26 protein-coding genes are annotated in these 25,667 nt (G+C 73.6%); 11 read left to right on the top strand and 15 right to left on the bottom strand.

Annotation, left to right across the window (positions count from 1 at the left end; all coding sequences use genetic code 11):
• Positions 1 to 38: 38 nt before the first annotated feature.
• The 4 genes from DNK56_RS12745 to infC form a co-directional block, all read right to left on the bottom strand.
• Positions 39 to 881, bottom strand: coding sequence for a TrmH family RNA methyltransferase (locus DNK56_RS12745; protein WP_111333657.1), 843 nt, complete (start codon positions 879 to 881; stop codon positions 39 to 41).
• 157 nt (positions 882 to 1,038) lie between these two features.
• Positions 1,039 to 1,422: a 50S ribosomal protein L20 gene (gene rplT / locus DNK56_RS12740; RefSeq protein ID WP_111333655.1), complete on the bottom strand. Its 384-nt coding sequence runs from the start codon at positions 1,420 to 1,422 to the stop codon at positions 1,039 to 1,041.
• A 107-nt stretch (positions 1,423 to 1,529) separates the two neighbouring features.
• Positions 1,530 to 1,724 (bottom strand): 50S ribosomal protein L35, encoded by a 195-nt coding sequence (gene rpmI / locus DNK56_RS12735; protein WP_018103793.1) that lies wholly within the window; start codon positions 1,722 to 1,724, stop codon positions 1,530 to 1,532.
• A gap of 120 nt (positions 1,725 to 1,844) precedes the next feature.
• Complete coding sequence (gene infC / locus DNK56_RS12730; protein ID WP_111333653.1) at positions 1,845 to 2,501, bottom strand: translation initiation factor IF-3; 657 nt, start codon at positions 2,499 to 2,501, stop codon at positions 1,845 to 1,847.
• A gap of 386 nt (positions 2,502 to 2,887) precedes the next feature.
• Here infC and DNK56_RS12725 point away from each other — a divergent pair, with 386 nt between their 5' ends.
• Positions 2,888 to 3,250, top strand: coding sequence for a DUF1844 domain-containing protein (locus DNK56_RS12725; RefSeq protein WP_111333651.1), 363 nt, complete (start codon positions 2,888 to 2,890; stop codon positions 3,248 to 3,250).
• A gap of 78 nt (positions 3,251 to 3,328) precedes the next feature.
• On the opposite strand, the gene DNK56_RS12720 is transcribed toward DNK56_RS12725, so the two are convergent.
• The 3 genes from DNK56_RS12720 to DNK56_RS12710 are packed head-to-tail and all read right to left on the bottom strand — an operon-like array spanning position 3,329 to position 6,215.
• A complete protein-coding gene (locus DNK56_RS12720; RefSeq protein ID WP_111333649.1) occupies positions 3,329 to 4,057 on the bottom strand; it encodes an SseB family protein in 729 nt (242 codons plus the stop codon).
• Between the two features lie 35 nt (positions 4,058 to 4,092).
• On the bottom strand, positions 4,093 to 5,289 hold the full coding sequence (gene mycP / locus DNK56_RS12715; RefSeq protein WP_111333647.1) for a type VII secretion-associated serine protease mycosin: 1,197 nt from the start codon (positions 5,287 to 5,289) through the stop codon (positions 4,093 to 4,095).
• A complete protein-coding gene (locus tag DNK56_RS12710) occupies positions 5,286 to 6,215 on the bottom strand; it encodes a hypothetical protein (RefSeq protein WP_241989852.1) in 930 nt (309 codons plus the stop codon). The genes mycP and DNK56_RS12710 overlap by 4 nt, the downstream gene beginning before the upstream one ends.
• A 164-nt stretch (positions 6,216 to 6,379) precedes the next feature.
• Here DNK56_RS12710 and DNK56_RS12705 point away from each other — a divergent pair, with 164 nt between their 5' ends.
• Entirely contained in the window at positions 6,380 to 7,582 is a 1,203-nt protein-coding gene (locus DNK56_RS12705; RefSeq protein WP_111333645.1) for an amino acid deaminase/aldolase, read from the top strand.
• Positions 7,583 to 7,645: 63 nt separating this feature from the next.
• Positions 7,646 to 8,542 carry an IS982 family transposase gene (locus DNK56_RS12700; protein WP_111330452.1) on the top strand — a complete coding sequence of 299 codons (897 nt, stop codon included), beginning with the start codon at positions 7,646 to 7,648 and terminating at the stop codon, positions 8,540 to 8,542.
• Between the two features lie 19 nt (positions 8,543 to 8,561).
• On the opposite strand, the gene DNK56_RS12695 is transcribed toward DNK56_RS12700, so the two are convergent.
• The 4 genes from DNK56_RS12695 to DNK56_RS12680 form a co-directional block, all read right to left on the bottom strand.
• Positions 8,562 to 9,503 carry a DUF2510 domain-containing protein gene (locus tag DNK56_RS12695; RefSeq protein ID WP_111333643.1) on the bottom strand — a complete coding sequence of 314 codons (942 nt, stop codon included), beginning with the start codon at positions 9,501 to 9,503 and terminating at the stop codon, positions 8,562 to 8,564.
• 29 nt (positions 9,504 to 9,532) lie between these two features.
• Positions 9,533 to 10,507: an aminoglycoside phosphotransferase family protein gene (locus DNK56_RS12690; protein WP_111333641.1), complete on the bottom strand. Its 975-nt coding sequence runs from the start codon at positions 10,505 to 10,507 to the stop codon at positions 9,533 to 9,535.
• Positions 10,504 to 10,974 (bottom strand): GNAT family N-acetyltransferase, encoded by a 471-nt coding sequence (locus DNK56_RS12685; RefSeq protein WP_111333639.1) that lies wholly within the window; start codon positions 10,972 to 10,974, stop codon positions 10,504 to 10,506. Before DNK56_RS12685 ends, DNK56_RS12690 begins: the two co-directional genes overlap by 4 nt.
• A 67-nt stretch (positions 10,975 to 11,041) precedes the next feature.
• The gene (locus tag DNK56_RS12680; protein WP_111333637.1) at positions 11,042 to 11,974 is read right to left on the bottom strand and encodes a LysR family transcriptional regulator; all 933 of its coding nucleotides are present in this window, start codon (positions 11,972 to 11,974) and stop codon (positions 11,042 to 11,044) included.
• A 71-nt stretch (positions 11,975 to 12,045) separates the two neighbouring features.
• Between DNK56_RS12680 and DNK56_RS12675 the strand changes: the two genes are divergently transcribed.
• Positions 12,046 to 13,194: a TDT family transporter gene (locus DNK56_RS12675; protein ID WP_111333635.1), complete on the top strand. Its 1,149-nt coding sequence runs from the start codon at positions 12,046 to 12,048 to the stop codon at positions 13,192 to 13,194.
• A 28-nt stretch (positions 13,195 to 13,222) separates the two neighbouring features.
• Here DNK56_RS12675 and DNK56_RS12670 read toward each other — a convergent pair whose 3' ends face one another.
• The 3 genes from DNK56_RS12670 to DNK56_RS12660 all read right to left on the bottom strand — a co-directional run bounded on the left by DNK56_RS12670 (position 13,223) and on the right by DNK56_RS12660 (position 17,635).
• Positions 13,223 to 13,768, bottom strand: a complete 546-nt coding sequence (locus DNK56_RS12670) for a helix-turn-helix domain-containing protein (RefSeq protein ID WP_111333633.1) — start codon at positions 13,766 to 13,768, stop codon at positions 13,223 to 13,225.
• A gap of 173 nt (positions 13,769 to 13,941) precedes the next feature.
• The gene (locus DNK56_RS12665) at positions 13,942 to 16,575 is read right to left on the bottom strand and encodes an ABC transporter permease/substrate binding protein (protein WP_111333631.1); all 2,634 of its coding nucleotides are present in this window, start codon (positions 16,573 to 16,575) and stop codon (positions 13,942 to 13,944) included.
• Positions 16,568 to 17,635, bottom strand: coding sequence for a quaternary amine ABC transporter ATP-binding protein (locus tag DNK56_RS12660; protein WP_111333629.1), 1,068 nt, complete (start codon positions 17,633 to 17,635; stop codon positions 16,568 to 16,570). The genes DNK56_RS12665 and DNK56_RS12660 overlap by 8 nt, the downstream gene beginning before the upstream one ends.
• Positions 17,636 to 17,954: 319 nt before the next feature.
• Between DNK56_RS12660 and DNK56_RS12655 the strand changes: the two genes are divergently transcribed.
• Together DNK56_RS12655 and DNK56_RS12650 are read left to right on the top strand one after the other, a co-directional pair.
• The gene (locus tag DNK56_RS12655; RefSeq protein WP_111333627.1) at positions 17,955 to 18,863 is read left to right on the top strand and encodes a 5'-3' exonuclease; all 909 of its coding nucleotides are present in this window, start codon (positions 17,955 to 17,957) and stop codon (positions 18,861 to 18,863) included.
• An 81-nt stretch (positions 18,864 to 18,944) separates the two neighbouring features.
• Complete coding sequence (locus DNK56_RS12650; protein ID WP_111333625.1) at positions 18,945 to 19,787, top strand: siderophore-interacting protein; 843 nt, start codon at positions 18,945 to 18,947, stop codon at positions 19,785 to 19,787.
• 172 nt (positions 19,788 to 19,959) lie between these two features.
• Here the strand turns inward: DNK56_RS12650 and DNK56_RS12645 are convergent, their stop codons facing one another.
• Positions 19,960 to 20,631: a MerR family transcriptional regulator gene (locus tag DNK56_RS12645; RefSeq protein ID WP_111333623.1), complete on the bottom strand. Its 672-nt coding sequence runs from the start codon at positions 20,629 to 20,631 to the stop codon at positions 19,960 to 19,962.
• Between the two features lie 112 nt (positions 20,632 to 20,743).
• Here DNK56_RS12645 and DNK56_RS12640 point away from each other — a divergent pair, with 112 nt between their 5' ends.
• The 5 genes from DNK56_RS12640 to DNK56_RS12620 all read left to right on the top strand — a co-directional run bounded on the left by DNK56_RS12640 (position 20,744) and on the right by DNK56_RS12620 (position 25,550).
• Positions 20,744 to 21,736 carry a hypothetical protein gene (locus DNK56_RS12640; RefSeq protein ID WP_241989851.1) on the top strand — a complete coding sequence of 331 codons (993 nt, stop codon included), beginning with the start codon at positions 20,744 to 20,746 and terminating at the stop codon, positions 21,734 to 21,736.
• A gap of 34 nt (positions 21,737 to 21,770) precedes the next feature.
• Positions 21,771 to 22,355 (top strand): sigma-70 family RNA polymerase sigma factor, encoded by a 585-nt coding sequence (locus tag DNK56_RS12635; protein ID WP_111333621.1) that lies wholly within the window; start codon positions 21,771 to 21,773, stop codon positions 22,353 to 22,355.
• Complete coding sequence (locus DNK56_RS12630; RefSeq protein ID WP_111333619.1) at positions 22,352 to 23,116, top strand: anti-sigma factor; 765 nt, start codon at positions 22,352 to 22,354, stop codon at positions 23,114 to 23,116. The genes DNK56_RS12635 and DNK56_RS12630 overlap by 4 nt, the downstream gene beginning before the upstream one ends.
• Before the next feature lie 66 nt (positions 23,117 to 23,182).
• Positions 23,183 to 24,793, top strand: coding sequence for a molybdopterin-dependent oxidoreductase (locus DNK56_RS12625; RefSeq protein ID WP_199563773.1), 1,611 nt, complete (start codon positions 23,183 to 23,185; stop codon positions 24,791 to 24,793).
• A gap of 109 nt (positions 24,794 to 24,902) precedes the next feature.
• Positions 24,903 to 25,550: a fasciclin domain-containing protein gene (locus DNK56_RS12620; protein ID WP_111333617.1), complete on the top strand. Its 648-nt coding sequence runs from the start codon at positions 24,903 to 24,905 to the stop codon at positions 25,548 to 25,550.
• The last annotated feature ends 117 nt before the right edge of the window (positions 25,551 to 25,667 follow it).

Here is a 25,667-nt window from a genome sequence, read left to right as displayed (position 1 = left end):
CGGGGGCTCTCCGTCGAAGCGGGAGCGCGCGGACGGGGTCAGCCGGTGGCGCGGCGGGGGCGCTGGGCGCGCGCGGAGGCGTACAGGCAGACCGCGGCGGCGGTCGCCAGGTTGAGGCTCTCCGCCTTGCCGTGGATCGGCACCCGGACCACGGCGTCGGCCAGCGCCCGGGTCTCCTCGGGCAGGCCCCACGCCTCGTTGCCGAAGACCCAGGCGGTGGGCCCGCCCATGGTGCCGGCGTCGAGTTCGTCGTCGAGGTCGTCGCTGCCCGCGCCGTCGGCGGCCAGGATGCGCACGCCCGCCTCGCGCAGCCCGCGCACGGCCTGCTCGACGGGGACGCCCACGGCGACCGGCAGGTGGAAGAGCGAGCCGACCGAGGCGCGTACCGACTTGGGGTTGTACAGGTCCACGGAGGCGTCGGTGAGGACGACCGCGTCGGCGCCCGCCGCGTCGGCGCAGCGCAGGACGGTGCCGGCGTTGCCGGGGTCGCGGACGTGGGCGAGGACGGCGACCAGCCGGGGCCGGGCGGCGAGGATCGACTCGAAGGGCGAGTCGAGGAAGCGGCAGACCCCGATGAGGCCCTGCGGGGTGACGGTCTGGGAGACGTCGGCCAGGACGTCGGCGCCGGCGAGGTGGACCCGGGCGCCGGCCGCGAGGGCGGCGTCGACGATCGGCGCGTAGCGCTCGGCGGCCTCGACGGTGGCGAAGAGTTCGAGGAGGGTCGGTTCGCCGTCCGCGCCCCGGTGTCCGGCGGCCTCGCGCACGGCCTGCGGCCCCTCGGCGATGAACCTGCGCTCCTTGCCGCGGAAGTTGCGCCTGGCCAGCCGCCGGGCGGCGGCGACCCGCGGCGAACGCGGGGAGATCAGTTCGGGGGTGCCCATGTCGGCGAGGAGCCTCTCTGCGTGACGAAGGTCCGGTGTCGTGCCGCGCCCCGGCCGTGGCACGCCGGACCGGCCCGGCGAGGGGGCGCAACGCACCGGACCCGCAGACGGCGGGCGCCTGCGGGTCCGGCGGGAATGCCTGGAAGAGCGGCCTGGGTCAGGCGGCCTTCGGGGCGTTGACGTCGCTCGGGAGGGCCTTCTGAGCGGCCTCGACGAGGGCGGCGAACGCGTTGGCGTCGTTGACCGCGAGCTCGGCCAGGATCTTGCGGTCCACCTCGATGTTGGCGGCCTTGAGACCCTGGATGAGGCGGTTGTACGTCATGCCGTTCTGGCGGGCGGCCGCGTTGATGCGCTGGATCCAGAGCTGACGGAAGTCGCCCTTGCGCTTCTTGCGGTCGTTGTAGTTGTAGACCAGGGAGTGGGTGACCTGCTCCTTGGCCTTGCGGTACAGGCGCGAACGCTGACCGCGGTAGCCGCTGGCCTGCTCGAGGATCGCCCGGCGCTTCTTGTGGGCGTTGACTGCCCGCTTGACGCGTGCCACTTGTTAACTCCTTGTAGCGGGGCCGTGGTCGTACTCACACGGCCCGGAAACGATTGGGTCCCGGTCGGATGGAGGGCGTGTCCCCGGACTCACCGGGGACCGCGGCCTCACTTGCCGAGAAGCTTCTTGACCTTCTTGGCGTCGGCCGGAGCCGCGACGACCGTACCGGTCAGCGAACGCGTCTTCTTGGACGACTTGTGCTCGAGCAGGTGGCGCTTGCCGGCCCTCTCGCGCAGCACCTTGCCGGAGCCGGTGATCTTGAAGCGCTTGCTGGCACCGCTGTGCGTCTTGTTCTTCGGCATCGCGCCGTTCTCTCCTCGTCAGTGGCGCCCCTCTCGGTGCGGGCACCGGAACGCAGGGGCGTCAGATCTTCATGGGCTTCCGGGGGGTTCCGGGGGTGCCTGGATGGCATCCCCCGGAGGTCACGCCTCGGAAGGGGTCTCGGCCTCGGCCTCGGGCGCCGCCTCGGGCGCCTTCGCCGCGGGCTCGGCGTCGGGGGTGTTGTTCCCCTGGCGCTCCGCCTTGCGGGCGGCCTGGGCCTCGCGGGCCTCGGCCATGGCTTCGGTCTTCTTCTTGTGCGGGCCCAGAACCATGATCATGTTCCGGCCGTCCTGCTTCGGGTTGGACTCGATGAAGCCGAGTTCCTCCACGTCCGAAGCGAGCCGCTGGAGCAGCCGGAAGCCCAGTTCGGGGCGGGACTGCTCACGACCGCGGAACATGATCGTGATCTTGACCTTGTCGCCCTGCTTGAGGAACCGGACGACGTGACCCTTCTTGGTGTCATAGTCGTGCGGGTCGATCTTCGGCCGGAGCTTCATCTCCTTGATGACCGTGTGCGCCTGGTTCTTGCGCGCCTCACGGGCCTTCATGGCCGACTCGTACTTGAACTTCCCGTAGTCCATGAGCTTGCACACGGGCGGACGGGCGGTAGCCGCCACCTCGACCAGGTCGAGGTCGTACTCCTGTGCGAGTTCCAGGGCCTTGGCAAGCGGCACGATCCCGACCTGCTCGCCACTGGGACCGACAAGTCGTACCTCGGGCACGCGAATCCGGTCGTTGATGCGGGGCTCGGCGCTGATGGATCCTCCTCGGTAGCACCACGCGACCGCCTGGCGGACAGCCGCGTAACGTCTGTTTCAGACAGACCAACCGTGCCGGGACAACAAAAATGCCCCGGACGGGACACAGGCGGGGCTCCTGAAAAACCGGAACACCGCCACGGCGTACCGCGGGGCGCATCGGGCGGCTCCATCGTCCGTACGGAACGATGGGCACCACCTGACCGGTGACCCGCCGTCCCCAGGACGGCCAGGTGGGAGAACGGAGCCTCCACTTGTGGGCCGGGCACATAGCTGCCCAGCCGGTCGTTACACAAGGTTAGCAGCTCGGCCGAGCGGGCACCAACCCGGTGGCGCGGCCGCTCCCGCGCGCGGAGGGCCGCTTCCGTGGGCCTATCGTAAGACGCATGAGTGACGCGACCCCCAGCAGTACTTCCCCCGGCTTCGACGAGATGGCCCGCGACATCGCGGAGGTGCCCGCCGTCGAGGTGATCGTGACGGTCGCCGTCAACCTGATGAGCGCCGCCGCCGTCAAGCTCGGCCTGACCGAGGACGGCGACGACCACAAGGACCTGGACGAGGCCCGCAAGCTGGTCCACGCGCTGGCCGGCCTGCTGGACGCGAGCACCACGGAGATCAGCTCGTTCCACGCCGCCCCGCTGCGCGACGGCCTCAAGTCCCTCCAGCTGGCCTTCCGCGAGGCCTCGCTCGTCCCGGACGAGCCGGGCCACGGTCCGGGCGAGAAGTACACCGGCCCGGTCTTCGGCTGAGACCCGGCCCTCGGCTGAAACCCGGCCCTCGGCTGAGACCCACCGCCCTCGCCGCCCCCGGCGGGCCCCCGTCCGCGCTCAGCGCGTGAACAGCGGCTCGCCGGGGGCGGCCGCGTCCGCGGGCAGCAGCGCGAGGTCCAGGCCCCGGACCAGCCGGGCGCGCAGCACCTCGTGGGCGGCCAGCGACCGGGCGACGCGGCCGACCGCCGCCGCCGGGTCGGCGTCCGCCGCCAGGACCAGGGCCAGGGTGCCGTCGGCGCTGCCGGGGCCGAGATGGGCGCGGAGCACGGCGGGCTCGGCGGTGACCGCCTCGCGCACCGCCGCGGTGACGGCCGGGTCGTCGAGCGGGTCGGCGCTGGTACGGCCCTCGGCGAGGGCGCGCAGCGCGGCCCCGGTCAGCTCGAAGGCCACCGGTCCCGCGAGGTCCAGTACGACGGTGTCGGCCTTCTCGTGCGCGGCGGCCTGGAGCGCCTGGTGCAGCGGTACGGCGACGGGGCGGGCCTGCGGGTCCCAGCGGGCCAGTGATGCGGTGGAGGTGAAGGCGGGCAGCGCGCACCGGTCGCCGGCCCGGAGGGTGGGCACCGCCATGTCGCTGGTCTTCTCGCGGCGCAGCCCGTTCTCGTCCTCCTCCACCTCGCCGAGCACGGCGACCACGGGCACCAGGAGCCGGGCGCCGCTGAGGGCTTCGAGGACCGGCGCGACCGCGCTGCGGTCCGCGGACCAGGCGGCGAGCGCCGAGGCCAGGGCGGGGTCGGCGGTGCCGTCGTCGTCGGAGTAACCGGGGTCCGGGATGTTCTTCTGCGCCACGGGTCGAGCCTAGTGCCCCCGCGTTCGCGCCCGGCTCAGCGGGTCCGGCCCCGCAGCGGGCGGCCGTCGCGGGTGCGCCAGAGCAGCGCGCCCGCCGCGAGCAGCAGCACCCCGAGGCCGCCGGCCGCCGGGGCGAGCCGGCCGACCGGGCCGTCGTCGCCGGGTTCGGGCGTGGGACCGGCGCCGAAGTACCGCTTGCGGTAGCCGGCCGGGGCGGAGTCGCCGGGCGCGTCGGCGGCGGGCGGCCGGCCGCCCGCCTCGATGGCCGCGGCCGGGTCCACGATCCCGTAGCCGCGCGCGTCGTCGCGGCCGCCGGCCGGGGCGTCGCGGGCGGTGTCGGTGAGGAGCTTCTTGATCTGCGCGGGCGAGAGGCCGGGGTGCGCGGACCTGACGAGGGCGACCGCGCCGGAGACGAACGCGGCGGCGGCCGAGGTGCCCCACTCCACGTAGTACTTGCGGTCGGGCGCCGGGACGACGATGTCGTCGCCGGGGGCGCTGACGGTGGCGTACCAGCGGCGGGTGGAGAACGAGGCGTGGGTGCCGTACCGGTCGACGGCCGTGGCGGCGATCACCCCCGGATAGGCGGCGGGGTACGAGATGTGGTCGCCCTTCTCGCCCCCGTTGCCGGCCGAGGCGACGACCACGGCGCCCTTGGCCAGCGCGTACTGGACGGCGGCGTCCTCGCCGGGTTCGGGGTGCGCGGACTCGCTGTCGTCGCCGAGGGAGAGGTTGATGACGTCGGCGCCGTGGTCGGCGGCCCAGCGGATGCCGTCCGCGAGCGCGGTGCCCCGGGTCCTGCGGGCCTTGGCGCGGGCCGGGTCGCTCGCTTCGAGGATGACCCGGACGGGCAGGATCTTGGCCTCGGGCGCGATGCCGAGCACGCCGTCGGCACGGCCGCTGCCGTGGCCCCGGCCCGCGATGATCCCCGCCATGGCGGTGCCGTGCCGGGCCCACGCCTTGTCGCCGCGCCCCGCGCCGAAGCCGATGAGGTCCTTGCCGGGCAGGACCTGGCCGGCCAGGTCGGGCAGGCTGCCGTCCACGCCGGTGTCCACGACGGCGACGGTGACGCCCTTGCCGCGCGTGGTCTCCCAGGCCCGGTCGGTGTGCAGGGCGGTCAGGCCCCACTGCTGGGCCCGGATGGTGTCCGCGCCGGCGGGGGTGGCGGGCAGCAGGGCGAGGGCCGTGGCCGCACAGAGGGCGCCGAGGAGGCGGTGGCGGGCGCGACGGGTCATTGCGGCTGCTCCGTGAGGTCGGCGATCCGGGTGCGCAGCCCGCGCTCGACGCGGTCGGCCAGGCCCTTGGCCTCGTGGCCGAGCCCGGCCTGCGCGGCGGCGGTCGTGGCGCCTTCGGCCACGGCCTGTTCGGCGGGCTGGGGCGGGGTGCTCGCGCGGCCGTCCGCGAAGCCGGAGACGGCGAAGGCGACGACGGGCAGCCCGGTCAGCACCCGCACGGTCCAGCTGGCGCGCTGCCGGGCGCCGAACGCGGCCGCCGGGCTGTCGGGGACCGGGTAGGCGCGGGGCAGCAGATCGGTGCGGCGGTCGAGGCGCTCGCCGGCGAACCGGGTGCTCAGGGCGCGCATCGCCTCGGTGTCGGCCTCGGTGAACACGAGGCCCACGGTGGTGACGCTGCTGGCCGTGGCGTCGGTGTAGGTGGCGCGCAGGACGCGGGCGCAGCCGACCGTGCGCAGGGTCTTGGCGAGCAGCGGGTCGAGCGCGGTGGCGCAGCCGCTGTCCGGGGCGACGGCGAGCCGCGTCCAGACCCGGTCGGCGCCGCCGGGTCCGGCGCCGTCGCCGTCGAGGGTGCGGGGGAAGAGGCTGTCCACGGGGATGCTGTGCCAGGCCGCCCGGCCCACGGTGTACGCGCTGCGGGCGGCGGGTTCGTCCGCGCCGCCGGTGAGCCAGCTGCCGGTGGCGGCCCCGCCGATCAGCCCGAGGCCGAGGACCGCGCAGATTCCGGCGGCGACGGCCCGGTACGCCCGCCGGTCCCGGAACGGGGCGGGGCCCGCGCCGGGGCGGGGCGGGGCGACGGGCGGCGGCCAGTCCGCCTGCGGGGGCGGGGGGCCGGCGTCGTGCGGGTGTGGCGGAGGTGGCGGCTGGGAGGGACGCGGCGGGGTGGTCGGGCGGGGCGGCAGAGGGGCGCGCTGCGCTTCGGTACTCATGCGTCCCCCTGATCCGTTCCGTACCGCGCGCGGTCCCCGCTCGCCGCGTGCGCGCCACTCTACGGGCTGCGGTGCTCCGGGTGGGAGCGGGCCGCCGGGGCAGCGGCGGATCTGCACGGATCTTCCCCCTACCCATCAGTACGGCCGTCTGGCAAGCTGCGGCCATGACTGCCCGTGCCGCCGACCGGGCCCGTTACGACCGGGCCACCGCGCATCTCGACGCCCCCGTCGCCGTCGTCGATCTGGAGGCGTTCGACGCCAACGCCGACGATCTCGTACGCCGGGCCGCGGGCAAGCCGATCCGGGTGGCGAGCAAGTCGGTGCGGTGCCGGGCGCTGCTGGAGCGGGTGCTGGGGCGGCCGGGCTTCGCCGGGATCATGTCGTTCACGCCGGCCGAGTCGCTGTGGCTGGCCCGCGCCGGTTTCGAGGACGTGCTGCTGGCCTATCCGTCCGCCGACCGGTCAGCCTACGCGGAGCTGGCCGCCGATCCGAAGCTCGCCGCCGCCGTGACCGTGATGGTGGACGACGCCTCCCAGCTGGAGCTGATCGACGCGGCGCGGGCGGGCGGCTCCCAGGAGATCCGGGTCTGCCTGGAGCTGGACACCTCGTTGCGGCTGCTCGGCGGCCGGGTCCGGATCGGCGCCCTGCGCTCGCCGCTGCGCTCCCCCGCCGAGCTGGCCGAGCTGGCCAGGTCCGTGGTCCGGCGGCCCGGTTTCCGGCTGGTCGGCCTGATGGCGTACGAGGGGCACATCGCGGGTGTCGGGGACGCGGTGGCGGGCCGTCCGCTGCGGTCGCGGGCGATCCGGCTGATGCAGGCGGCGGCCCGCAGGGAGCTGGCGGTGCGGCGGGCCGAGGTGGTGCGGGCGGTACGGGCGGTGGCGCCGGACCTGGAGTTCGTGAACGGCGGCGGCACCGGCAGCGTGCAGCACACGGCGGCCGAGGACGCGGTGACGGAGGTCGCCGCCGGTTCGGGGCTGTACGTGCCGCGTCTGTTCGACAACTACACCTCGTTCACCGCGCGCCCGGCCGCCCTGTTCGCGCAGCCCGTGGTGCGCCGGCCGGGCGTGGGCGTGGTGACGGTGCTCGGGGGCGGTTACCCGGCGTCGGGCCCGGCCGGGGCGGACCGGCTGCCGGTCCCGTATCTCCCGGAGGGGCTGCGCTACGACCCGCAGGAGGGGCCGGGCGAGGTGCAGACCCCGTTGCTGGGCGCCCCGGCCGACGATCTGCTGATCGGCGACAAGGTGTGGTTCCGGCATGCGAAGGCCGGTGAGCTGTGCGAGCGGTTCGACGCGCTGCAGCTGATCGAGGGCGACCGTGTCACCGCGACCGTGCCGACGTACCGGGGCGAGGGCCGCACGTTCCTCTAGACGAGTAGTTCCGAATGTTGATGGTCCGCCCGGAGACATGGCGAGGGCGCCCAAGATCGTTTTGTGACGAACGAAGACTTGGACGCCCTCATCACCGGACTGTACGTGAAGATCGACGACGAGATCGGAGGGGCCCGATGCCTGGGCAGGCCACCGCAGTTGAGTGATTCCGAGCTGGTCTGTCTGGCCGTCGCGCAGTCCCTGCTGGGCTTCGCCTCGGAAGCCCGCTGGCTGCGTTTCGCTCACGGCAACCTGAGTGCGATGTTCCCGTACCTGCCCAAGCGGCCGGGATACAACAAGCGGCTGCGTGCGGCGCTGCCGCTGGTGAAGAAGGCAATACGGATGCTCGCGGTGGACACGGACTTCTGGTTCGACAACCAGTGGATCGTGGACTCCACGCCCGTGCCGTGCGGCATGTCCCGCCCGACGGTGAAGCGGTCGGACATGGCCGGCTGGGCCGGATACGGGTACTGCGCTTCGCACTCCCGCTTCTACTGGGGCCTGCGGCTCTTCCTGGTCTGCACGCCGACCGGCATGCCCATCACCTGGGCCCTGGCCAGCCCGAAGATCGACGAACGCGAGGTCCTGGCCGCGATGCTGGACCGCGAACCAGACCTGACCGCCGACCGGCCCGGTCTGCTCGTCATCGCGGACAAGGGCTTCGCCTCCAAGGAGTTCGAGACCGATCTCGCCTTCCGCGGCGCCCAGTTGCTCCGCCCGTCGTTCAAGCGGGAGAAGCGCCGCAAGGGCGAGTCGCTGCTCAAGTCGGTGCGGCAGCTGATCGAGTCGGTCAACGACACCTTGAAAGGCCAGCTCGACCTGGAGCAGCACGGCGGACGCACCTTCGAGGGCGTCGCCGTCCGTGTCGCCCAGCGCATCCTCGCGATGGCCGCCGCGATCTGGCACAACCACAAGACCGGAGCCCCGGTCCTGCGGTCGCTGACCGCATTCGATCACTGAACACATCGGAACTACTCGTCTAGGGGGTGTGCTCGATGGCGCTGCCGGCGCCGTCCTGCGCGTCGTCGTCGTGCTTCGCGGCGCCGTCGGTGGAGCGGATGCCGCGGGTGAGCGTGTCCATGAGGGACAGCGGGGGTCCGTCCGGGCCCGCGTCGAAGGCGTAGCGCACGATGACGGGCGACTGGCTGCCGACCGGTGAGGGGAAGGCGAGCGACTGCACATAGCCGCCGGGGCCCTTGGCGGTGGTGACCTTCCAGCGCACGAAGTAGCCGCTGCGGCCGGCCACCGTGACCTCGCCGGCGGCGATCTGCCGGTGCGCGGTGATGCCGCCGTGGATGCGCCGGCCGACGAAGTCCTCCTCGTAGGCGCGGTCGGCCGCGTCGGTGATGTCCTCCTCGGCGAGGGCCTCGGGGGTGGTGGCGTCGGTGCCGCCGGGGGTGCGGGTGGTGACCGTGCCGTGGTAGCAGCGCGCGGTGGACGCGCCGGGGCAGTCGTAGGCGTCCTCGGTGCGCATCGTGAGGAGTTGCCCCGAGGTGCGCTCGGGGCGCTCCCAGCCGTCCGGGATGGGCAGGCTGATGCCGTTGAGCTGGTCGATCAGGAGGGCCGGGTCCCGGTGGGCCGGTGTGCCGTCCGGTGAGGGGCCGCCGGTGCCGGTGGCGGTGGCGCCGGTCGTGGGGGTCGGGGTGCCGTGGGCCTGCGGGAGCGCCGGGTCGTCGTTTCCGGTGAGCAGCACGGCCCCGGTGACGGCGGCGCCGACGACGACCGCCCCGGCGGCGACGAGGGCGACGGCCCGAGCGCTGCCGACGCCTCCGCCGCGCTGCGGGGGCACCGGGTACGGCGGCGCGGGGACGGGCGCGGCGGGTGCGCGGGTGTGCGCGGTCCAGGCCGTCCCGTCCCACCAGCGCTCGGTGCCGGGCACGGCGCTGTCCGGGTACCAGCCGGGCGGGGTCGGGTAGCTCATCGCTCCACTTTAGGTCCTGTCCGGAGCCGCTACCGGGGCCGCTCGCCGAGCCGCCGGCGCAGCCAGTCCAGGGCGGCGGCTCCTTGGGCGGCCTGAAAGGCCCGGAGCGTCGGCAGGCCCGGCGGGTCGGGGCGCAGCGCGTTTTCCGCGAAGTATCCGGCGATGGCGGCGAGCACAGCGGTGACGGCCTCCGGGTCCGCGTCCCGGCCGAGCGGGTGGGCGCTGAACAGGGCCTCGGGGTCCGGGCTGCCCTCGCCGGAGGCGTAGCCCTGGGCGGCCACGCAGGGGAGCATCACCAGCAGGTCGAACCAGGGCGCGGCGCGTACCGCGTGCGGCCAGTCGACGAAGACGGTGCGGTCGCCGGTGAGCAGGATGTTGTCGGCACGCAGGTCGCTGTGGGCGAGGGTGTTCCCGGCGGCTGCGCCGGGCCAGCGGGTCTCCAGGCGCGCGAGGTCCGCGAGGCGGCGGGCGGCCCAGGGGTCGAGGCGGCCGGTGTCCCCGGCGGCGTGCAGGGTGCGCCAGCCGGTGAACATGCGGGCCTTGCGTTCGGCGACGGCCGGTACGCCGGCCGGGGCCGGGGTGAGGTGGCGGGCGAGGTCGCCCACGGCCGTCAGGACCCGGTCCAGTTCTTCCCGGTCCCAGGGCACGGCGGGCTGGCGGCCGTCGATGTCCTCCAGGACGAGGGCGACGCAGGTTCCGTCGTCGTGGGAGCCGAGCAGCCGGGGCACGGGCGCGTGTGCGGGCAGCAGTGCGGTGTGCCGGATCTCGGCGCGGTGCAGGTCGGGGCTGCCCGCGTTGACCCGGGCGCTCACCGCCTTGACGAAGGCGCGGCCGCCGTCGGCGAGCCGGACGCGGGCGGCGACGCCGGGCGAGAAGCCGCCGTTCTGGGTGCGGGCCTCGGTGACCGGTGCGCCGAGGATGTCCTCGACGGCCGCGCGGACGGGGGCGGGCAGGCCGGCCCAGTCGTGGCGGACGCCGCGTGCGGGCGGGGCGGTGCTCGTCATCGGTCGGCCTGCCAGGTCAGCGGGGTGGGGCCGGTGGGGTCGGCGTAGCCGATCGAGCGGTAGAGGGCCTCGCCCTCGGGGGACGCGGTGAGGTCGATGCGGGAGCAGCCGGCCGCGACGAGGTGGTCGTGGACGGCCCGGAAGGTCAGGCGGGCGTAGCCGCGCCGCCGGTGGGCGGGGTCGGTGGCGACGGAGGCGATGTGGCCGACGTAGGGGGCGCGGCCCGGCCGGGGCAGGGAGCGCATGCACTGGCCCACGGCGCTGGACAGCAGCAGGTCCCCGGCGTCGATCACATAGGCGACGAAGTGCGGGTCGGTGCCGAGCCGTTCGCGGAAGTACGCCTCGCACTGCGGGGTCCAGCCGGGGTCCGGGTGGACGTCGGCGGAGGCGAGCATGACCAGGCGCAGCCGGGTGAGTTCGGCGGCGTCGTCCGCGCCGGCGCGGCGCAGCTGGGGCGTGGGGCTCACGGGTGGTCCTCTCGGGTCGGGTGCCCTGCAAGGGTGCCGTGGGCCCGCCGGGTGCGTCGCCCGGTTTTCAGGCGTCGGGCGTGCCGGTGCGGGTGAGGGCGAGCAGGTCGCGGGCGGGGCCGGTGGGGCGGTGGCCGGCGGGCCAGACCGCGCGCAGCTGGCGGCGCAGCCGTACTCCGGCGACGGGGACCTTGACCAGGCGGCGGGCGGACAGTTCCTCGCCGAGCGCGAGTTCGCTCAGGACGCAGGGTCCCGCGCCGCTCTCGGCCGCGCCCTTGACGGCGGTGGTCGAGGAGAGTTCCAGGAGGGCGGGGGCCAGGGGGCCGTGGAGGGCGAGCGCGGCGTCCAGGACCTGGCGGGTGCCGGAGCCGTGCTCGCGCAGGATGAGGGGGGTGGCGGCGAGTTCGTCGGGGGTGAGCGGGGCGCGGCGGCGGGCCCAGGGGTGGGTGGGGGCGACCACGACGACGAGGCGGTCGTGGGCGATGACCGTGCCGTCGAGCCCTTCCGGGACGGTCAGGCCCTCGACGAAGCCGAGGTCCGCGTCCGCGCCCAGCAGGCGCTGGGCGACCTCGGCGGAGTTGCCCGCGAGCAGCGAGACGGCGGTGCCGGGGCGGGCGGCGCGCAGGGCGATGAGCCAGCCGGGGAGCAGGTATTCGGCGATGGTCATGGAGGCGACGACCCGCAGCCGGGAGTCGCGGCGGTCGCGCAGGGCCTGGGCGCCCGCGTCGAATGCCTCGGCGGCCTCCACGATCCGGCGGGCCCAGTCGGTGACGAGGGCGCCCGCGTCGGTGAGCCGGGAGCCGCGGGGCGAGCGGTCGAGGAGGGCGAGGCCGAGCTGTCGTTCCATCGAGCGGACGCGGCTGCTGGCGGCGGGCTGGGTGATGCCCAGGTCGCGGGCGGCGCGGCCGAGGCTGCCGTGCCGGGCGACGGCGAGGAGCAGCTCCAGCGCGCCGAGGTCGGGGACCCGGTGGGACAGCGGGCTGGGCGGTTCGCTGGTCATAAGCCCACCTTATGACCTCATAGGCGGGTGCTCCCTGGTGGGGCTCCGGCACGGTCCGGGACAATCGTGGCATGGCCACCTATCTACGGACCCGCACTCGTTCCCCGTACTCCGCCGCCGTCCGGCGGCCCGCGCTGCGGCACTTCGGCCCCAACTGGTACGCGACGGTGATGGGCACCGCGATCGTGGCGAGCGCGGGTGTGGCGCTGCCGCCGCACATACCGGGGCTGCGGGACGCCTGTGCGGTGGTGTGGGTGGTTTCGGCGCTGCTGCTGGCCGCGGTGCTGGTGGCGCGGGCGGGGCACTGGGTGGCCCACCGCGACCAGGCGCGGACGCATCTGGCCGACCCGGCCGTCGCGCCGTTCTACGGCTGCCTGTCGATGGCGCTGCTGGCGGTCGGCGGTTCCGGGCTGGTCGTGGGCCGGGACGTCATCGGGCACCGGGCGGCGCTGGCGCTGGACGTGGTGCTGTACACGGCGGGCACGGTGACCGGTCTGGTGGCGGCGGTGGCGGTGCCGTATCTCATGATCGTGCGCCACCGGCCGGAGCCGGGTACGGCGTCCCCGGTGTGGCTGCTGCCGGTGGTGGCGCCGATGGTGGCGGCCGCGCTGGGCCCGATGCTGGTGCCGGAGCTGCCGCCGGGGCAGGGACGCGAGGCGCTGCTGCTGGGCTGCTACGCGATGTTCGGGCTGAGCCTGCTGGTGACGCTGACGATGCTGCCGCTGATCTTCGGCCGGCTGGTGCACCGGGGTCCGCTGCCACTGGCCCTGACGCCCACGCTGTTCCTGGTGCTCGGGCCGCTGGGCCAGTCGACGACCGCGGTGAACGCGCTGGCCGATGTGGCGCCGGGCGCGGTCGGCGGTACGTACGCCTCGGCGCTGCGCGCCTTCGCGGTGCTGTACGGGGTGCCGGTGATGGGGTTCGCGCTGCTGTGGCTGGCGCTGTCGCTGGCCATGGTGGTGCGTGCGATGCGTGCCGGGATGACGTTCTCGATGACCTGGTGGGGCTTCACGTTCCCGGTCGGCACCTGTGTGACGGGGGCGGCGGGGCTGGCCCGGCACACCGGTCTGACGGCGTTCACCTGGCTGGCCGTGGCGCTGTACGTGCTGCTGGTGACGGCCTGGGCGGTGGCCGGGGTGCGTACGGTGCGCGGGCTGCTCAGCGGGGCGCTGCTCGCGGCGCCGCAGCGGCCGGTGCCGGTGGCGGCCGGGGCCGCCTGAGCCGCGCCGCACCGGGCCCCCGGCACGGTCAGCGCCGGGGGTCCGATGTGGCGTCGATGTGTTCGGCGACCGCGACGCACAGCAGCCGGGTGCCGGGCAGGGTGGCCCGCCAGCGGTGGCGGACCCCGCCGGACAGGAACAGGGTGTCGCCCTGGACCAGCCGGTAGGCGCGGCCCTCCGCCTCCACTTCGACGGCGCCCTCGGCCACATACAGGATCTCGTCGTTGCGGTGCTGGAACTCGCGTCCGAGGTCCAGCTCCCCGCTGAACTCCAGGGCGCTGAGCTGATGGCGGCCGCGGACCACCCGGTGCGTGCCGTCCTGCCGCGCGGCCCGTACGACGTCCACCGCGCGGGCGGAGTCCGCGGCGGCCCGCAGCCGGGCGGTGGTGGTCTCCAGCGCTTCGGCGACCCGGTCGAGGGACCGGGCGCTGGGTCTGGCGCGTTCGTTCTCGATCTGGCTGAGGAATGGTACGGACAGGCCGCTGCGCGACGCGACGGCGGCCAGGGTCAGTCCCAGGGATCTGCGCTGTCGGCGGACGGCGGCGCCCACCCGAAGTGTTTCCTTCTCGTCCATGTCCGGCTCCCTCCCAAGTCGCCATCCTTCCGGTTGTGGGCGTCTCGCGCACTCCGTTGGGGCAGGACGGCCCGGAAAGTGACCTCACCGGAACACCGGAAGGGGTGGGTCCCGCCGCCGGCGGGACCCACCCCTTCATGGACTGCGGCCCTGGTGGGGGCCGGTTCCGGTGCCTACTGCGGCGCCATCTTGTCCGCGATGCCCGGATTCTTCTCCATCCAGGCCCTCACGGCTTCCTCTTCGTGTCCTGTACCGCGCTTCTGGATCTCGTTCTCCAGACCGGCGAGCTGTTCCTCGCTCATCCGGAAGTCCTTGAACCACTTCGTCAGCCGCGGGTAGTTCTCCGGGAAGCTCTTGGAGGCGATGGTGTGCAGCCGGTCGCCCTCGCCGAACGCCTTCTTCGGGTCCTGGAGCCTGGTCAGCTCGTACTCGCTGTACGCCCAGTGCGGGGTCCACAGCAGGACGGCGATGGGTTCCTTCTTGGCGTACGCGCGCTTCAGCTCGGCGAGCATGCCGGGCGTGGAGGCGTCGACGACCTTGTACTCCTTGTCGAGGCCGTAGGACGGCAGCACGTTCTTCTTGAGGTTCTCCATGGTGGCGGTGCCCGGCTCGATGCCGACGATCCGGCCCTTGAAGTCGGACGCCTTGCCCTTGAGGTCGGCCAGGGACTTCACGTCCTTGACGTAGCTCGGCACCGCGACCTCGATCGAGGTCGGGCCGTACCAGGAGCCGATGTCGGTGAGCTGGGAGCCGTACTTGTCCCAGTAGTTCTTCTGGGTGTACGGGAGCCAGCCGTCGAACTGCACGTCGAGCTGGCCGCGCGCCATCGCGGTGTACATCGGGCCGACCTCGAACTGCTTGAGGTTGATGGTGTAGCCGCGTTCCTCCAGGACGGCCTTCCACAGGTACGTGGCGGCGATGTCCTCCTCCCACGGGAACCAGGCCACCTCGACCGGGCGGTCCCGCTCGTCCTTGCCCTGGGCGGCCTTCTTCGCGCCCTCGGGGACGGGCGTCCACTCGGCGGCGGCGTCCGGGTTGGCCTTCAGCCAGGTGCGGACGGCCTGCTGCTCCTTGCCGGAGCCGCTCTTCTGGATCTCGGCTTCGAGGCTGGTGAGCTGGTCCTCGGTCATCTCGAAGTCCTTGAGCCACTTGCCGACCACGGGGTTGTCCGCGGTGAAGCCCTTGCGGGCCAGCGTGTGGATGCCGTCGCCCTTGCCCCAGAGGTTCTTGGGGTCCTTGAGCTTGGTCAGCTCGAACTGGTTGTACGCCCAGTGCGGCGACCACAGCGGAACGACGATCGGTTCCTTCTTGGCGTAGGCGCGCTTCAGCTCGGCCAGCATGGACGGCGTGGAGCCGTCGATGACCTTGTACTCCTTGTCCAGGCCGTAGCCGGGCAGGATCTTGTCCTTGAGCAGGCCCATCTCGCCGGCGCTGGGCTCGATGCCGACGATCCGGCCCTTGAAGTCGGACGCCTTGCCCTTGAGGTCGGCCAGGGACTTCACGTCCTCGACGTACGCGGGCACGGCCAGCTCCAGCGAGGTGGGGCCGTACCAGGAGCCCATGTCCTCCAGGCGGTCCTTGTACTTCTTCCAGTACGAGGCGTGGGTGACCGGCAGCCAGGAGTCGGTCTCGAAGTCGATCTGGCCGCCCGCCATGCCGGTGTACAGCGCGCCGGCCTCGTACTGCTTGACGTCCACCTCGAAGCCGTGGCGCTCCAGCAGCTCCTTCCACAGGAACGTGGAGGCGATGCCCTCGTCCCACGGGATGTAGCCCATGCTGATCTTCTTGCCGGCGCCGATCTTGCGCGTACCGGAGGCGGTGGCGTCCTTCGCGTCGTCGGAGGAGCCGAAGAGGCCCATGCCGCCGGCGACGAGCGCCAGGGCGACGACGCCCGCGACGGCGACGACGGGCTGCGGGCGGTGGTGCCAGATCTTCAGGCCGCCGGCCACCGACTGCGCCTTGGCGAGTGCGCGGCGGGCGAGCGGGGAGACCTCGCGGCCCAGGGCGCTGGTCATCCGGTCCAGGTACATGGCCAGGATGACGATGGAGACACCGGCCTCGAAGCCGAGGCCGACGTCCACGTTGCCGATGGCGCGGTAGACGGAGCCGCCGAGGCCGCCGCCGCCGACCATGCCGGCGATGACCACCATGGACAGGCCCAGCATGATGACCTGGTTGATACCGGCCATGATCGTGGGCAGGGCGAGCGGCAGCTGGACCCGCAGCAGGGTGTTGCGCGAGGTGGTGCCGAACGCCTCGGCCGCCTCGACCAGTTCGCCGTCCACCTGGCGGATGCCGAGTTCGGTCATCCGGACGCCCGGAGGCAGCGCGAAGATGATGGTGGCGATGATGCCGGGAACGACACCGACACCGAAGAAGATCACGCCGGGGATCAGATAGACCATGGCGGGCATGGTCTGCATGAAGTCCAGGACCGGCCGGGTCACCGCGCTCACCGTCTTGGAGCGGGACGCCCAGATGCCGAGCGGAATGGCCAGGACCAGCGTCACGATCGTCGCGACGAGCACCAGCGTCAGCGTGTCCATCGCCTCGTCCCACAGTTCGACCGAGTCGATGAGGGCGAATCCGGCGAAGGCCAGGAGACCGGCGAGCAGACCGCGCAGCCACCAGGCGATGACGGCGACGATGCCCGCGAAGAGCAGGGGGGCCGGAGCGGAGAGCACGGCGGCGATGCCGTCGAACATGCCGCTCACGACGGAGCTGATGAAGTCGAAGAGCCAGGACAGGTGGGTCTGGAGCCAGTCGACCGCGGAGTCGACCCAGTCGCCGAGATGGAGCCTAAACACCGGCCACCTTCTTCGGCGAGGTCGCGGCGGCGTCCTGCGGGGCGCCGGCCGGGGTCATCGGCTCGCCGAGCACGGCCAGCAGCCGGGCGCGGGGGATGACTCCGGTGAGCTTGCCCTTCTCGTCGGTCACGGCGACCGCGACCCCGCTCTGCGAGCAGGGGGTGAACAGCTCGATGATCGGCGTGGACTCGGTGACGGTGGCCGGTGCGGCCCGCAGTACGTCGGCGGGGTTGCGCAGCTCGTTGCCGTCGTCGTCGCGGGTGCCCATGACCGTGTGCGGTTCGGCCATGACGGCTCCCGCGGTCAGCACGCGGGCGCGGTCGACGTCCTGGGTGAAGGAGGCGACGTAGTCGTTGGCCGGGGTGACGAGGATGTCCTCGGCGGTGCCGAGCTGGACTATCTCGCCGTCGCGCATCACGGCGATGCGGTCGCCCAGGCGCATGGCCTCGTTGAGGTCGTGGGTGATGAAGACGATGGTCTTCTTCAGCCGCTTCTGGAGCTCCAGGAGCTGGTCCTGCATGTCGCGGCGGATCAGCGGGTCGAGCGCGCTGAAGGACTCGTCCATCAGGAGCAGGTCGGCGTCGGTGGCGAGCGCGCGGGCGAGGCCCACGCGCTGCTGCATGCCGCCGGACAGCTCGTCGGGCCAGGACTTCTCCCAGCCGGCCAGGCCGGTCAGCTCCAGGGCCTCGGTGGCGCGGCGGTTGCGCTCGGCGCGCGGGACGCCCTGCACCTCCAGGCCGTAGGCGGCGTTCTCCAGGACGCTCCGGTGGGGGAAGAGCGCGAAGTGCTGGAACACCATGCTGATCCGGGTGGAGCGGACGTGGCGCAGCTGGGCGGGGCTCAGGGCGGTCAGGTCCTGGCCGTCGAAGAGCACCTGGCCCGAGGTGGGCTCCAGCAGGCCGTTGAGCATCCGCAGCAGCGTGGACTTGCCCGAGCCGGACAGCCCCATCACGACGAAGATCTGGCCGGGTTCGACGGTGAACGATGCGTCGATCACCGCTGCGGTCGTTCCGTCGGCGCGCAGCGCTTCGCGGTCGGTGCCGCTCCGCAGTTTCCGCACGGCTTGATCGGGTCGTCTGCCGAACACTTTGTACAAGTGCTCGGCTTGCAGCCTGGACACATACACCTCACGCGTTGAACCGAAAACGGTCCGCCACCCCCACCGGCAGACCGTGGAGCGGCACGGATTCTGTCCGCTTGTCACATGCAATAGTTGAAATTGCGACGTGGTCCGCTCCGATGGCGCGCCTGCCCCCGCTTACACGGAGCAAACACAAGAGTGACCCGGATCACATATCCGGCCGGGGTTTCCGGGAACCGCGTCCCCGGCGGCCACTGTCGGTGGGGTGCGGCATCATCGGCGTGTGACGCGACGCCTGATGCTCCTCGACACCGCTTCCCTCTACTTCCGCGCCTACTTCGGTGTGCCCGATTCGGTGCGCGCGCCGGACGGCACCCCGGTCAACGCCGTCCGCGGCCTGCTGGACTTCATCGGCCGGCTGGTGCGGGACCACCGCCCGGACGACCTCGTGGCCTGCTGGGACGCGGACTGGCGGCCGCAGTGGCGGGTGGACCTGATCCCCACCTACAAGGCGCACCGGGTGGCCGTCGAGACCGGGGCCGGGGTGCCGGACGAGGAGGAGACGCCGGACACGCTGGCCCCGCAGGTGCCGGTCATCGCGGACGTGCTGGACGCGCTGGGCATCGCCCGGATCGGCGCCGAGGGCTACGAGGCGGACGACGTGATCGGCACGCTGACCGGGCGGGCGTCCGGCCCGGTGGACATCGTCACCGGCGACCGGGACCTCTACCAGCTGGTGGACGACGCCCGCGGGGTGCGGGTGCTCTACCCGCTCAAGGGGGTCGGCACCCTGCAACTGACCGACGAGGCGTGGCTGCGCGAGAAGTACGGCGTGGACGGCCGCGGTTACGTGGACCTGGCGCTGCTGCGCGGCGATCCGAGCGACGGGCTGCCCGGCGTGCCCGGCATCGGCGAGAAGACGGCTGCCAAGCTGCTGGACGCCTTCGGTGACCTGGCCGGGATCATGGCCGCCGTGGACGACCCGGCGGCCGGGCTGACGCCCTCCCAGCGCAAGCGGCTCGACGAGGCCCGCGCCTATGTGGCCGTGGCGCCGAAGGTGGTCCGGGTCGCCGGTGACGTGCCGCTTCCGGACTTCGACCCGGCCCTGCCCGCCGGGCCGCGCGACCCGGCGGCCCTGGATGCGCTGGTGGCCCGCTGGGGCATCGGCGGAGCGGTGGGACGGCTCCTCGACGTGCTGGGCGACTGAGGTGTTAGGTTAGGTAACCCTAAGACCTGATGCCGGCTCCGGCCGGCGGTCCCTCATTTCCGGCAGCAGGGAGCGGATCTCGTGGCAGAACGACCTGAGCGGCGGGCCCCGAGGGCTCGGGGGGCGCAGGTGCTGCGCACCGAGCGGATCACCCCGCACATGGTCCGGGTGGTGCTCGGCGGCGACGGCCTCGCCGACTTCACCCTCGACGGATTCACCGACCACTACGTGAAACTGTGCTTCGCCCCCGAGGGCGCGGAGTACACCCATCCCTTCGACATGGCCCGCATCCGCGAGGAGTACCCGCGCGAGCTGTGGCCCACCACCCGTACGTACACGGTGCGCTCCTGGGACGCCGCGGCCCGCGAGCTGGCGATCGACTTCGTGGTGCACGGCGACGAGGGCCTCGCGGGGCCCTGGGCGGCGGGGGCGAAGCCGGGCGACCAGGTGACGTTCCTGGGGCCCGGCGGGGGTTACGCCCCCGAGGCGTCGGCGGACTGGCATCTGCTGGCGGGCGACGAGAGCGCGCTGCCGGCCGTCGCCGCCGCGCTGGAGCGGATGCCGGCGGGTGCGGTGGTGCACGCGTTCGTCGAGGTGGCGGACGCGGCGGAGGAGCAGAAGATCGCCTCGCCGGACGGCGTCGTCATCACCTGGCTGCACCGGGCCGGCCGCCCGGTCGGCGAGGCGCTGGTCGAGGCGGTGAGGGGGCTGGAGTTCCCGTCCGGTGACGTCCAGGCGTTCGTCCACGGCGAGGCGGGCTTCGTGAAGGAGATCCGCCGCCATCTGCGCCTGGAGCGCGGGATTCCGGCCGGCCGGCTGTCGATCTCGGGCTACTGGCGCCTGGGCCACGACGACGAGGCGTGGCGCTCGGTGAAGCGCGAGTGGAACGAGCAGGTCCAGCGCGAGCAGGAGCCCGCCGCGTAACCCACGCGGTACGCACCGCCCTGGTGCCCCCGGTCCGGCGGACCGGGGGCACCGTCATGCCGGGGCGCCGCCGGACGGCCGCATCGCCGCGCCGGACCGCCGCATCGCCGCGCCGGACCCAGGCGCCATACCGGGCCCCGGCACGTGACGCGCGCCCGGCCCGGCCCGTGGCTCATGCCCCGGCCGCTCCCCCGGCCGGCGCTCCCCCGCCCCGTACTTCCTCCCCGTAGGCGCGTTCCGACGCCTCCGCGTGCGCCAGCCTCCGCAGCGCGCCGAACATCGCCTCGCCCAGGACCGTGCCGACGACCACGCTCTCCACCAGGTCCTCCCGCGCCACCCTGGCCCGCACATAGCCGAGGTCCACGCGGGCGACCTGCTCGGCGGCGTCCGCGTACGCGTCGAGCAGGTCGATGAACGCGCCGTGCCCCGCCCGGCGCAGAGCCACCAGCACCTCCGCGAGGGACTCCGCCCCGGCGCTGCCCGGCTCCGAGCACCAGCCCCTGCGCTCCACCAGCTCCGCCACCTCCTCGCGGGCCGCCCGCAGTTCGGGTCCGGCCTCGTCGGCCGGCGGCGCGTCGAGCCGCGCGGCCGCCACGCCCAGGACCTTGTGGACCGGCTGGGCCGGGTCCTCCATGACCCGCAGCACCTCCCCGATCGCCGACAGCGGGAGCTTGCCCACGTCCAGCAGGGCCCGGATCAGCCGCAGCCTGCGCTCATGCCCCTCGTCATAGCTCGCCTGGTTGGGGCTGGTCAGCCGGCCGGCGGGCAGCAGCCCCTCCCGTACGTAGAACTTGATCGTCGGCACCGGGACCCCGGACCTGCGGCTCAACTCACTGATGCGCACCGCGCGTTCGCCCTCTCTCCTTGCCAATCCGGCACCCATCATAGATAGTTCCCCTACCGATAGCGGCAAGTGCCACTATCCATACTTCGATCGAGCTTTCAGGGGGATACCCATGTCGCGATGGCACACCTGGCACCGCCCGTTAGTCCTGTTCGCCGCCTCGATGGCGGTGATGACCGTGGTCTCGGGGGTCGGCCTGCTGGTCGACGACCGGGTTCTGGCGGGCGCGCCGATCTGGGCCAAGCCCTTCAAGTTCGCGGTGTCGTTCGTGGTGTACGCGCTCTCGCTGGCCTGGATGCTGACGCTCGCCGACCGGGGCCGGCGGGTCGGCCGGTGGGCCGGGACGGTGGTCGCCGCGGCGAGCCTGGGCGAGATGGTGATCATCACCGGACAGGTGATCCGGGGGAAGCGGAGCCACTTCAACGTGGCCACACCGTTCGACGCCGCGCTGTTCCAGGTGATGGGCGTGACGGTCGTGGTGCTGTGGGCGGGCACGCTGGTCATCGCCGTCCTGCTGCTGAGGGCCCGGATCGCGGACCGCGCCTCGGCCCTGGCGATCCGGGCCGGCGTCCTGCTGGCCCTCGCGGGCGCGGGCATCGGCTTCCTGATGACCGTGCCGACTGCGGAGCAGCGGGCGGCGGGCCTGGACGGCACGGCCGATGTGGTCGGCGCGCACGCGGTGGGCGTTCCGGACGGCGGCCCGTCGATGCCGTTCACGGGCTGGTCCACGACCGGCGGCGACCTGCGCGTGCCGCACTTCGTGGGGATGCACGCGCTCCAGATCCTGCCGCTGTTCCTGCTGGCCCTCGTGGCACTGGCGCCCCGGCTGCCCCGGCTGCGGGACGCGCGGGTGCGGCTGCGGCTGACATGGGTGGCCGCGGGCGCGTACGCGGGGCTGGTCGCCCTGGCGCTGTGGCAGGCGTTGCGCGGTCAGCCGCTGGTCCACCCGGACGGGGTGACCCTCGGCTGCGCCGCGCTCCTGGTGGCCGGGACGGCGGTGGGCGGGTACGCGGCACTGCGCCCGGCGCCCGGCCGCCCCGGACACGGACGTCGTGGCAGGATCTCCGGCCTGCGGCCCATCCGCACCGGCACCGGCTCCGAATAACCCGGAGAGCGCCGACCACCGAAGGGGACCCCGCGTGAAAGAAGCCGTGTACATCAGCGGAACGGCCTCGGCGGGGCCCGATCTCCAGGAGCTGATGGGACGGGTCGCCCTGGGCGACCAGGAGGCGTTCGCCCAGGTCTACGACAGGGTGAGCGGGCCGGTGCTGGGGCTCGTGCGCGGAGTGCTGCGCGACCCGGCCCAGTCCGAGGAGGTCGCCCAGGAGGTCCTGGTGGAGCTGTGGCGCACCGCGTCCCGCTTCCGGCCCGCCCGCGGCAGCGCCATGAACTGGGTGCTGACCCTGGCCCATCGCCGCGCCGTGGACCGGGTGCGCTCCGCGCAGGCCGCCGCCGTCCGCGAGCACAAGGCGGCCCTGCTCGACCGTACGCCCGCCTTCGACGAGGTCACCGAGCAGGTGGAGACCCGGCTGGAGCGCGAGCAGGTGCGCCGCTGCCTGCGCACCCTCTCCGAGCTCCAGCGCGAGTCCGTCACCCTGGCGTACTACCGGGGGCTGACCTATCGCGAGGTGGCCGAACTGCTGGCGGTGCCGCTCGGCACGGTCAAGACCCGGCTGCGCGACGGACTGATCCGGATGCGCGACTGCCTGGGGGTGGGCGCATGACCGACGCCGCTCTGCACACCCTGACGGGCGCCTACGCGCTGCACGCCCTGCCCGACGCCGAACGCCACGCCTTCGAACGGCATCTGGCCGACTGCGAGGCATGCTCCGTCGAGGTGCGCGAACTCTCCGAGACCGCGACCCGACTCGGCCTCGCCGCCGCCGCACCTGCCCCCCGCGCCCTGCGGGAGCGGGTGCTCCGGGAGATCACGACCGTACGCCAGGAGCCGCCGGACACGCCCCGGCGCGACCGCGCGCCCGAGCGGCGGGGTGGGGCGGGCGTCTGGCCCCGGTTCGCCCTGGCCGCCTGCCTGGCCGCGGCGGTCGGCCTCGGCGGGGTCGCCGGGTGGCAGCAGCGGGAGGCGCGGGACGCCCGGCAGCAGGCGGACGCCGCCCGGCAGCACGCCGAGCGGCTGGCCCGCGTCCTCGCCGCCCCCGACGCCCGGACCGCCTCCGGCACGCTGGAGAACGGCGCGCGGGGCACGGTGGTGGTCTCCCGCAGCGAGGACCGGGCGGTGTTCATGGCCTCCGGGCTGGCGGCTCCGCCCAGCGGCAAGGTGTACCAGCTGTGGTTCGACGACGGGGGCACGATGCGCCCGGCGGGCCTGATGCGCGCCGCCGACCCGTCGTCGACGGCGTACACCGCGCTGCTGGACGGGCCGGTCGGCGGGGCGGTCGGCATGGGCATCACGGTCGAGCCGGCGGGCGGCTCCGCCCGACCGACCTCGGCCCCGATGGGACTGATGAAGCTGCCGTCGGCGTGAGCGGGCTTTCGCCACTCGTTCGGGTGATGGACCCATCCGCCGGGCGGCCGGCTCCGAATCCCCGACGTGAGTGAAGAGCGGAACGATCCGGAGACGGGGGCGGGAGAGCCCCGGCGGGCCCGTGCGGCACGCGCGGTCTGCGGCGCGCTCGCCGGGCTGATCGCCGGGTTCTGCGCGCTGGCCGTCGCCGAACTGGTGGCAGCGCTGGTGCGCCCCGAGGCGGGTCCGGTCGCGGCGGTGGGCGGTGCGGTGATCGACCGCACTCCCCCGGCCGTGAAGGACTTCGCCGTACGGAACTTCGGCACCGACGACAAGCTCGTGCTGGAGCTGGGCATCCTCGCCCTGCTGGCGCTGTTCGCCATGACGCTCGGACTGCTTGCGCCGCGTCACCGGCGCGCCGGGTCGGCGGGCGTCCTGGTCTTCGGCGTGATCGGGGCGGTCTGTGCGGTCGGACGGCCCGGGGGCGGGGCCCTCGACGCCCTGCCGTCGCTGGTGGGCGCGGTGGTGGCGGCGGGTGCGCTGTACGTCCTGGCGGGGCGGCTGGTCCCGGCCGCCGCACCCCTCGCCGGGCGGCGCACCGCCGGCGCCTTCGACCGGCGCGGCTTCGTCCTCGCGGCGGGCGCCGTCGCGGCCGTCTCGGCCGGGGCGGGGCTGCTGGGGCGGCGGCTCACCTCCGTCGTGCAGGCGGGGGCGGCTCGCTCCCGGCGCGATCTGAGGCTCCCGGCGCCCGACTCCCCCGCACCCGCCGTGCCGCCCGGCACCGACCTGGAACTGCGCGGCCTGAGCCCCTTCGTGACGCCCAACCAGGACTTCTATCGCATCGACACGGCCCTGGTGGTGCCGAAGGTGGACGCCGGGGCGTGGCGGCTGCGCATCCACGGCGAGGGCGTGCGCACCCCGCTGGAGCTCGGGCTCCGGGACCTGCCGCGCCGGGAGACCGTCGAGCGCGACATCACCCTGACCTGCGTCTCCAACGAGGTCGGCGGCCCGTACGTGGGCAACGCCCGCTGGCTGGGCGTGCGCCTGGCCGATCTGCTGCGGGAGGCGGGCGTGCGGCCCCCGTCCGAGGGCGGACCGGCCGATCAGCTCGTGGCGCGTTCGGTGGACGGCATGACGATCGGCACGCCGGTCGAGGACGTGATGGACGGCCGCGACGCCCTGCTCGCCTTCGGCATGAACGGCGAACCGCTGCCCTTCACCCACGGCTTCCCGGTCCGGATGGTCGTCCCCGGCCTGTACGGATACGTGTCGGCCTGCAAGTGGCTCCAGGACATCGAGCTGACCACCTTCGACGCGTACGACCCGTACTGGGTGCGGCGGTCGTGGTCCCGGCGGGCGCCGGTCAAGACCCAGGCCCGCATCGACACCCCGCGCCCCTTCGCCTCCCCGAAGGCCGGCACCGTGCCGGTCGCCGGGGTCGCCTGGGCCCAGCACCGGGGCATCGTCCGCGTCGAGGTACGGGTGGACGGCGGGCCCTGGCAGCCGGCCCGGCTCGCGGCGCAGGACAGCCGGGACACCTGGCGCCAGTGGGTGTGGGAATGGCCCGCCACCCCCGGCGGCCACACCCTGGAGGTCCGCGCCACCGACGGCACCGGCGCCGTCCAGACCGGGCGGCGCGTCGGCACCCTGCCCGACGGCGCGACCGGCCGGCACACCGTGGTGGTGAACGTGTCCTGACCGGCGCGCCCCCGCCGCCGTCTCCCCCGAGCCCCGCCTCCCCCGGCTCGCGCACACCTCAGACCAACTACCGTACGTAATCAATCAATTACCGATACAGGAGAACACCATGAAGGCCACCCACGCCCGCCGCGCCGCCGTCGCCCTGTCCGCCGCGCTCATCCTGCCGCTGGTCCTGACGGCCTGCTCCGGCGAGTCCGACACCAGCGCCTCCGGGACGAGCGGCAACCCCGCGAAGACCTCCGCCGCACCCTCCTCCGCCGCCCCCGTGAACACCGACAAGCCGTTCGGCCCGGCCTGCGCCTCGGTCCCGAAGAGCGGGGCGGGGTCCTTCACTGGCATGGCGCAGGACCCGGTCGCCACGGCGGCCTCGAACAATCCGGCCCTGTCCACCCTGGTCACCGCGGTCAAGAAGGCCGGCCTGGTGGACACGCTGAACAGCGCGCAGAACATCACCGTGTTCGCCCCGACCAACGACGCCTTCGCCAAGGTCCCGAAGGCCGACCTGGAGAAGCTGCTCGCCGACAAGGACGCGCTCACCAAGGTCCTCACGTACCACGTGGTGGGCCGGAAGCTGACGCCGGAGCAGCTGGCGAAGGGCTCCTTCGAGACCCTGGAGAAGGACGAGCTGACGACGGCCGGTTCGGGCGCCGCGTACACCGTGAACGGCACCTCCGGGGTCGTCTGCGGCAATGTGCCGACCGCCAACGCGACGGTCTACGTCGTCGACACGGTCCTGATGCCGCCCGCCGCGTGACCCCGTTCCTCACGGGTGGGCGCCGCGCCCACCCGTGAGCCGGCCGAACCGGTGCGCTTCCTGCGGAAATCCGATCCGCTCGAATCTACACATAAGCGACAGATAAGAGCAGAATGG

It is taken from the genome of Streptomyces sp. AC1-42W (assembly GCF_003248355.1).
GTDB lineage: Bacteria > Actinomycetota > Actinomycetes > Streptomycetales > Streptomycetaceae > Streptomyces.
Note: the sequence above shows the minus strand (reverse complement) of the source record. Positions and strands in the feature narration are given on the sequence as shown.

What these genes read in the sequence shown, in the direction of transcription:
- DNK56_RS12670 (WP_111333633.1), bottom strand. Translation starts at nt 13,768, where the DNA reads ATGGACGAGAAGGAAACACTTCGGGTGGGCGCCGCCGTCCGCCGACAG.
- DNK56_RS12620 (WP_111333617.1), top strand. Translation starts at nt 24,903, where the DNA reads ATGAAGGCCACCCACGCCCGCCGCGCCGCCGTCGCCCTGTCCGCCGCG.
- DNK56_RS12710 (WP_241989852.1), bottom strand. Translation starts at nt 6,215, where the DNA reads ATGAGTACCGAAGCGCAGCGCGCCCCTCTGCCGCCCCGCCCGACCACC.
- DNK56_RS12690 (WP_111333641.1), bottom strand. Translation starts at nt 10,507, where the DNA reads ATGACGAGCACCGCCCCGCCCGCACGCGGCGTCCGCCACGACTGGGCC.
- DNK56_RS12725 (WP_111333651.1), top strand. Translation starts at nt 2,888, where the DNA reads ATGAGTGACGCGACCCCCAGCAGTACTTCCCCCGGCTTCGACGAGATG.
- DNK56_RS12675 (WP_111333635.1), top strand. Translation starts at nt 12,046, where the DNA reads ATGGCCACCTATCTACGGACCCGCACTCGTTCCCCGTACTCCGCCGCC.
- DNK56_RS12705 (WP_111333645.1), top strand. Translation starts at nt 6,380, where the DNA reads ATGACTGCCCGTGCCGCCGACCGGGCCCGTTACGACCGGGCCACCGCG.
- DNK56_RS12630 (WP_111333619.1), top strand. Translation starts at nt 22,352, where the DNA reads ATGACCGACGCCGCTCTGCACACCCTGACGGGCGCCTACGCGCTGCAC.
- DNK56_RS12680 (WP_111333637.1), bottom strand. Translation starts at nt 11,974, where the DNA reads ATGACCAGCGAACCGCCCAGCCCGCTGTCCCACCGGGTCCCCGACCTC.
- rpmI (WP_018103793.1), bottom strand. Translation starts at nt 1,724, where the DNA reads ATGCCGAAGAACAAGACGCACAGCGGTGCCAGCAAGCGCTTCAAGATC.
- mycP (WP_111333647.1), bottom strand. Translation starts at nt 5,289, where the DNA reads ATGACCCGTCGCGCCCGCCACCGCCTCCTCGGCGCCCTCTGTGCGGCC.
- DNK56_RS12640 (WP_241989851.1), top strand. Translation starts at nt 20,744, where the DNA reads ATGTCGCGATGGCACACCTGGCACCGCCCGTTAGTCCTGTTCGCCGCC.
- DNK56_RS12745 (WP_111333657.1), bottom strand. Translation starts at nt 881, where the DNA reads ATGGGCACCCCCGAACTGATCTCCCCGCGTTCGCCGCGGGTCGCCGCC.
- DNK56_RS12655 (WP_111333627.1), top strand. Translation starts at nt 17,955, where the DNA reads ATGCTCCTCGACACCGCTTCCCTCTACTTCCGCGCCTACTTCGGTGTG.
- DNK56_RS12695 (WP_111333643.1), bottom strand. Translation starts at nt 9,503, where the DNA reads ATGAGCTACCCGACCCCGCCCGGCTGGTACCCGGACAGCGCCGTGCCC.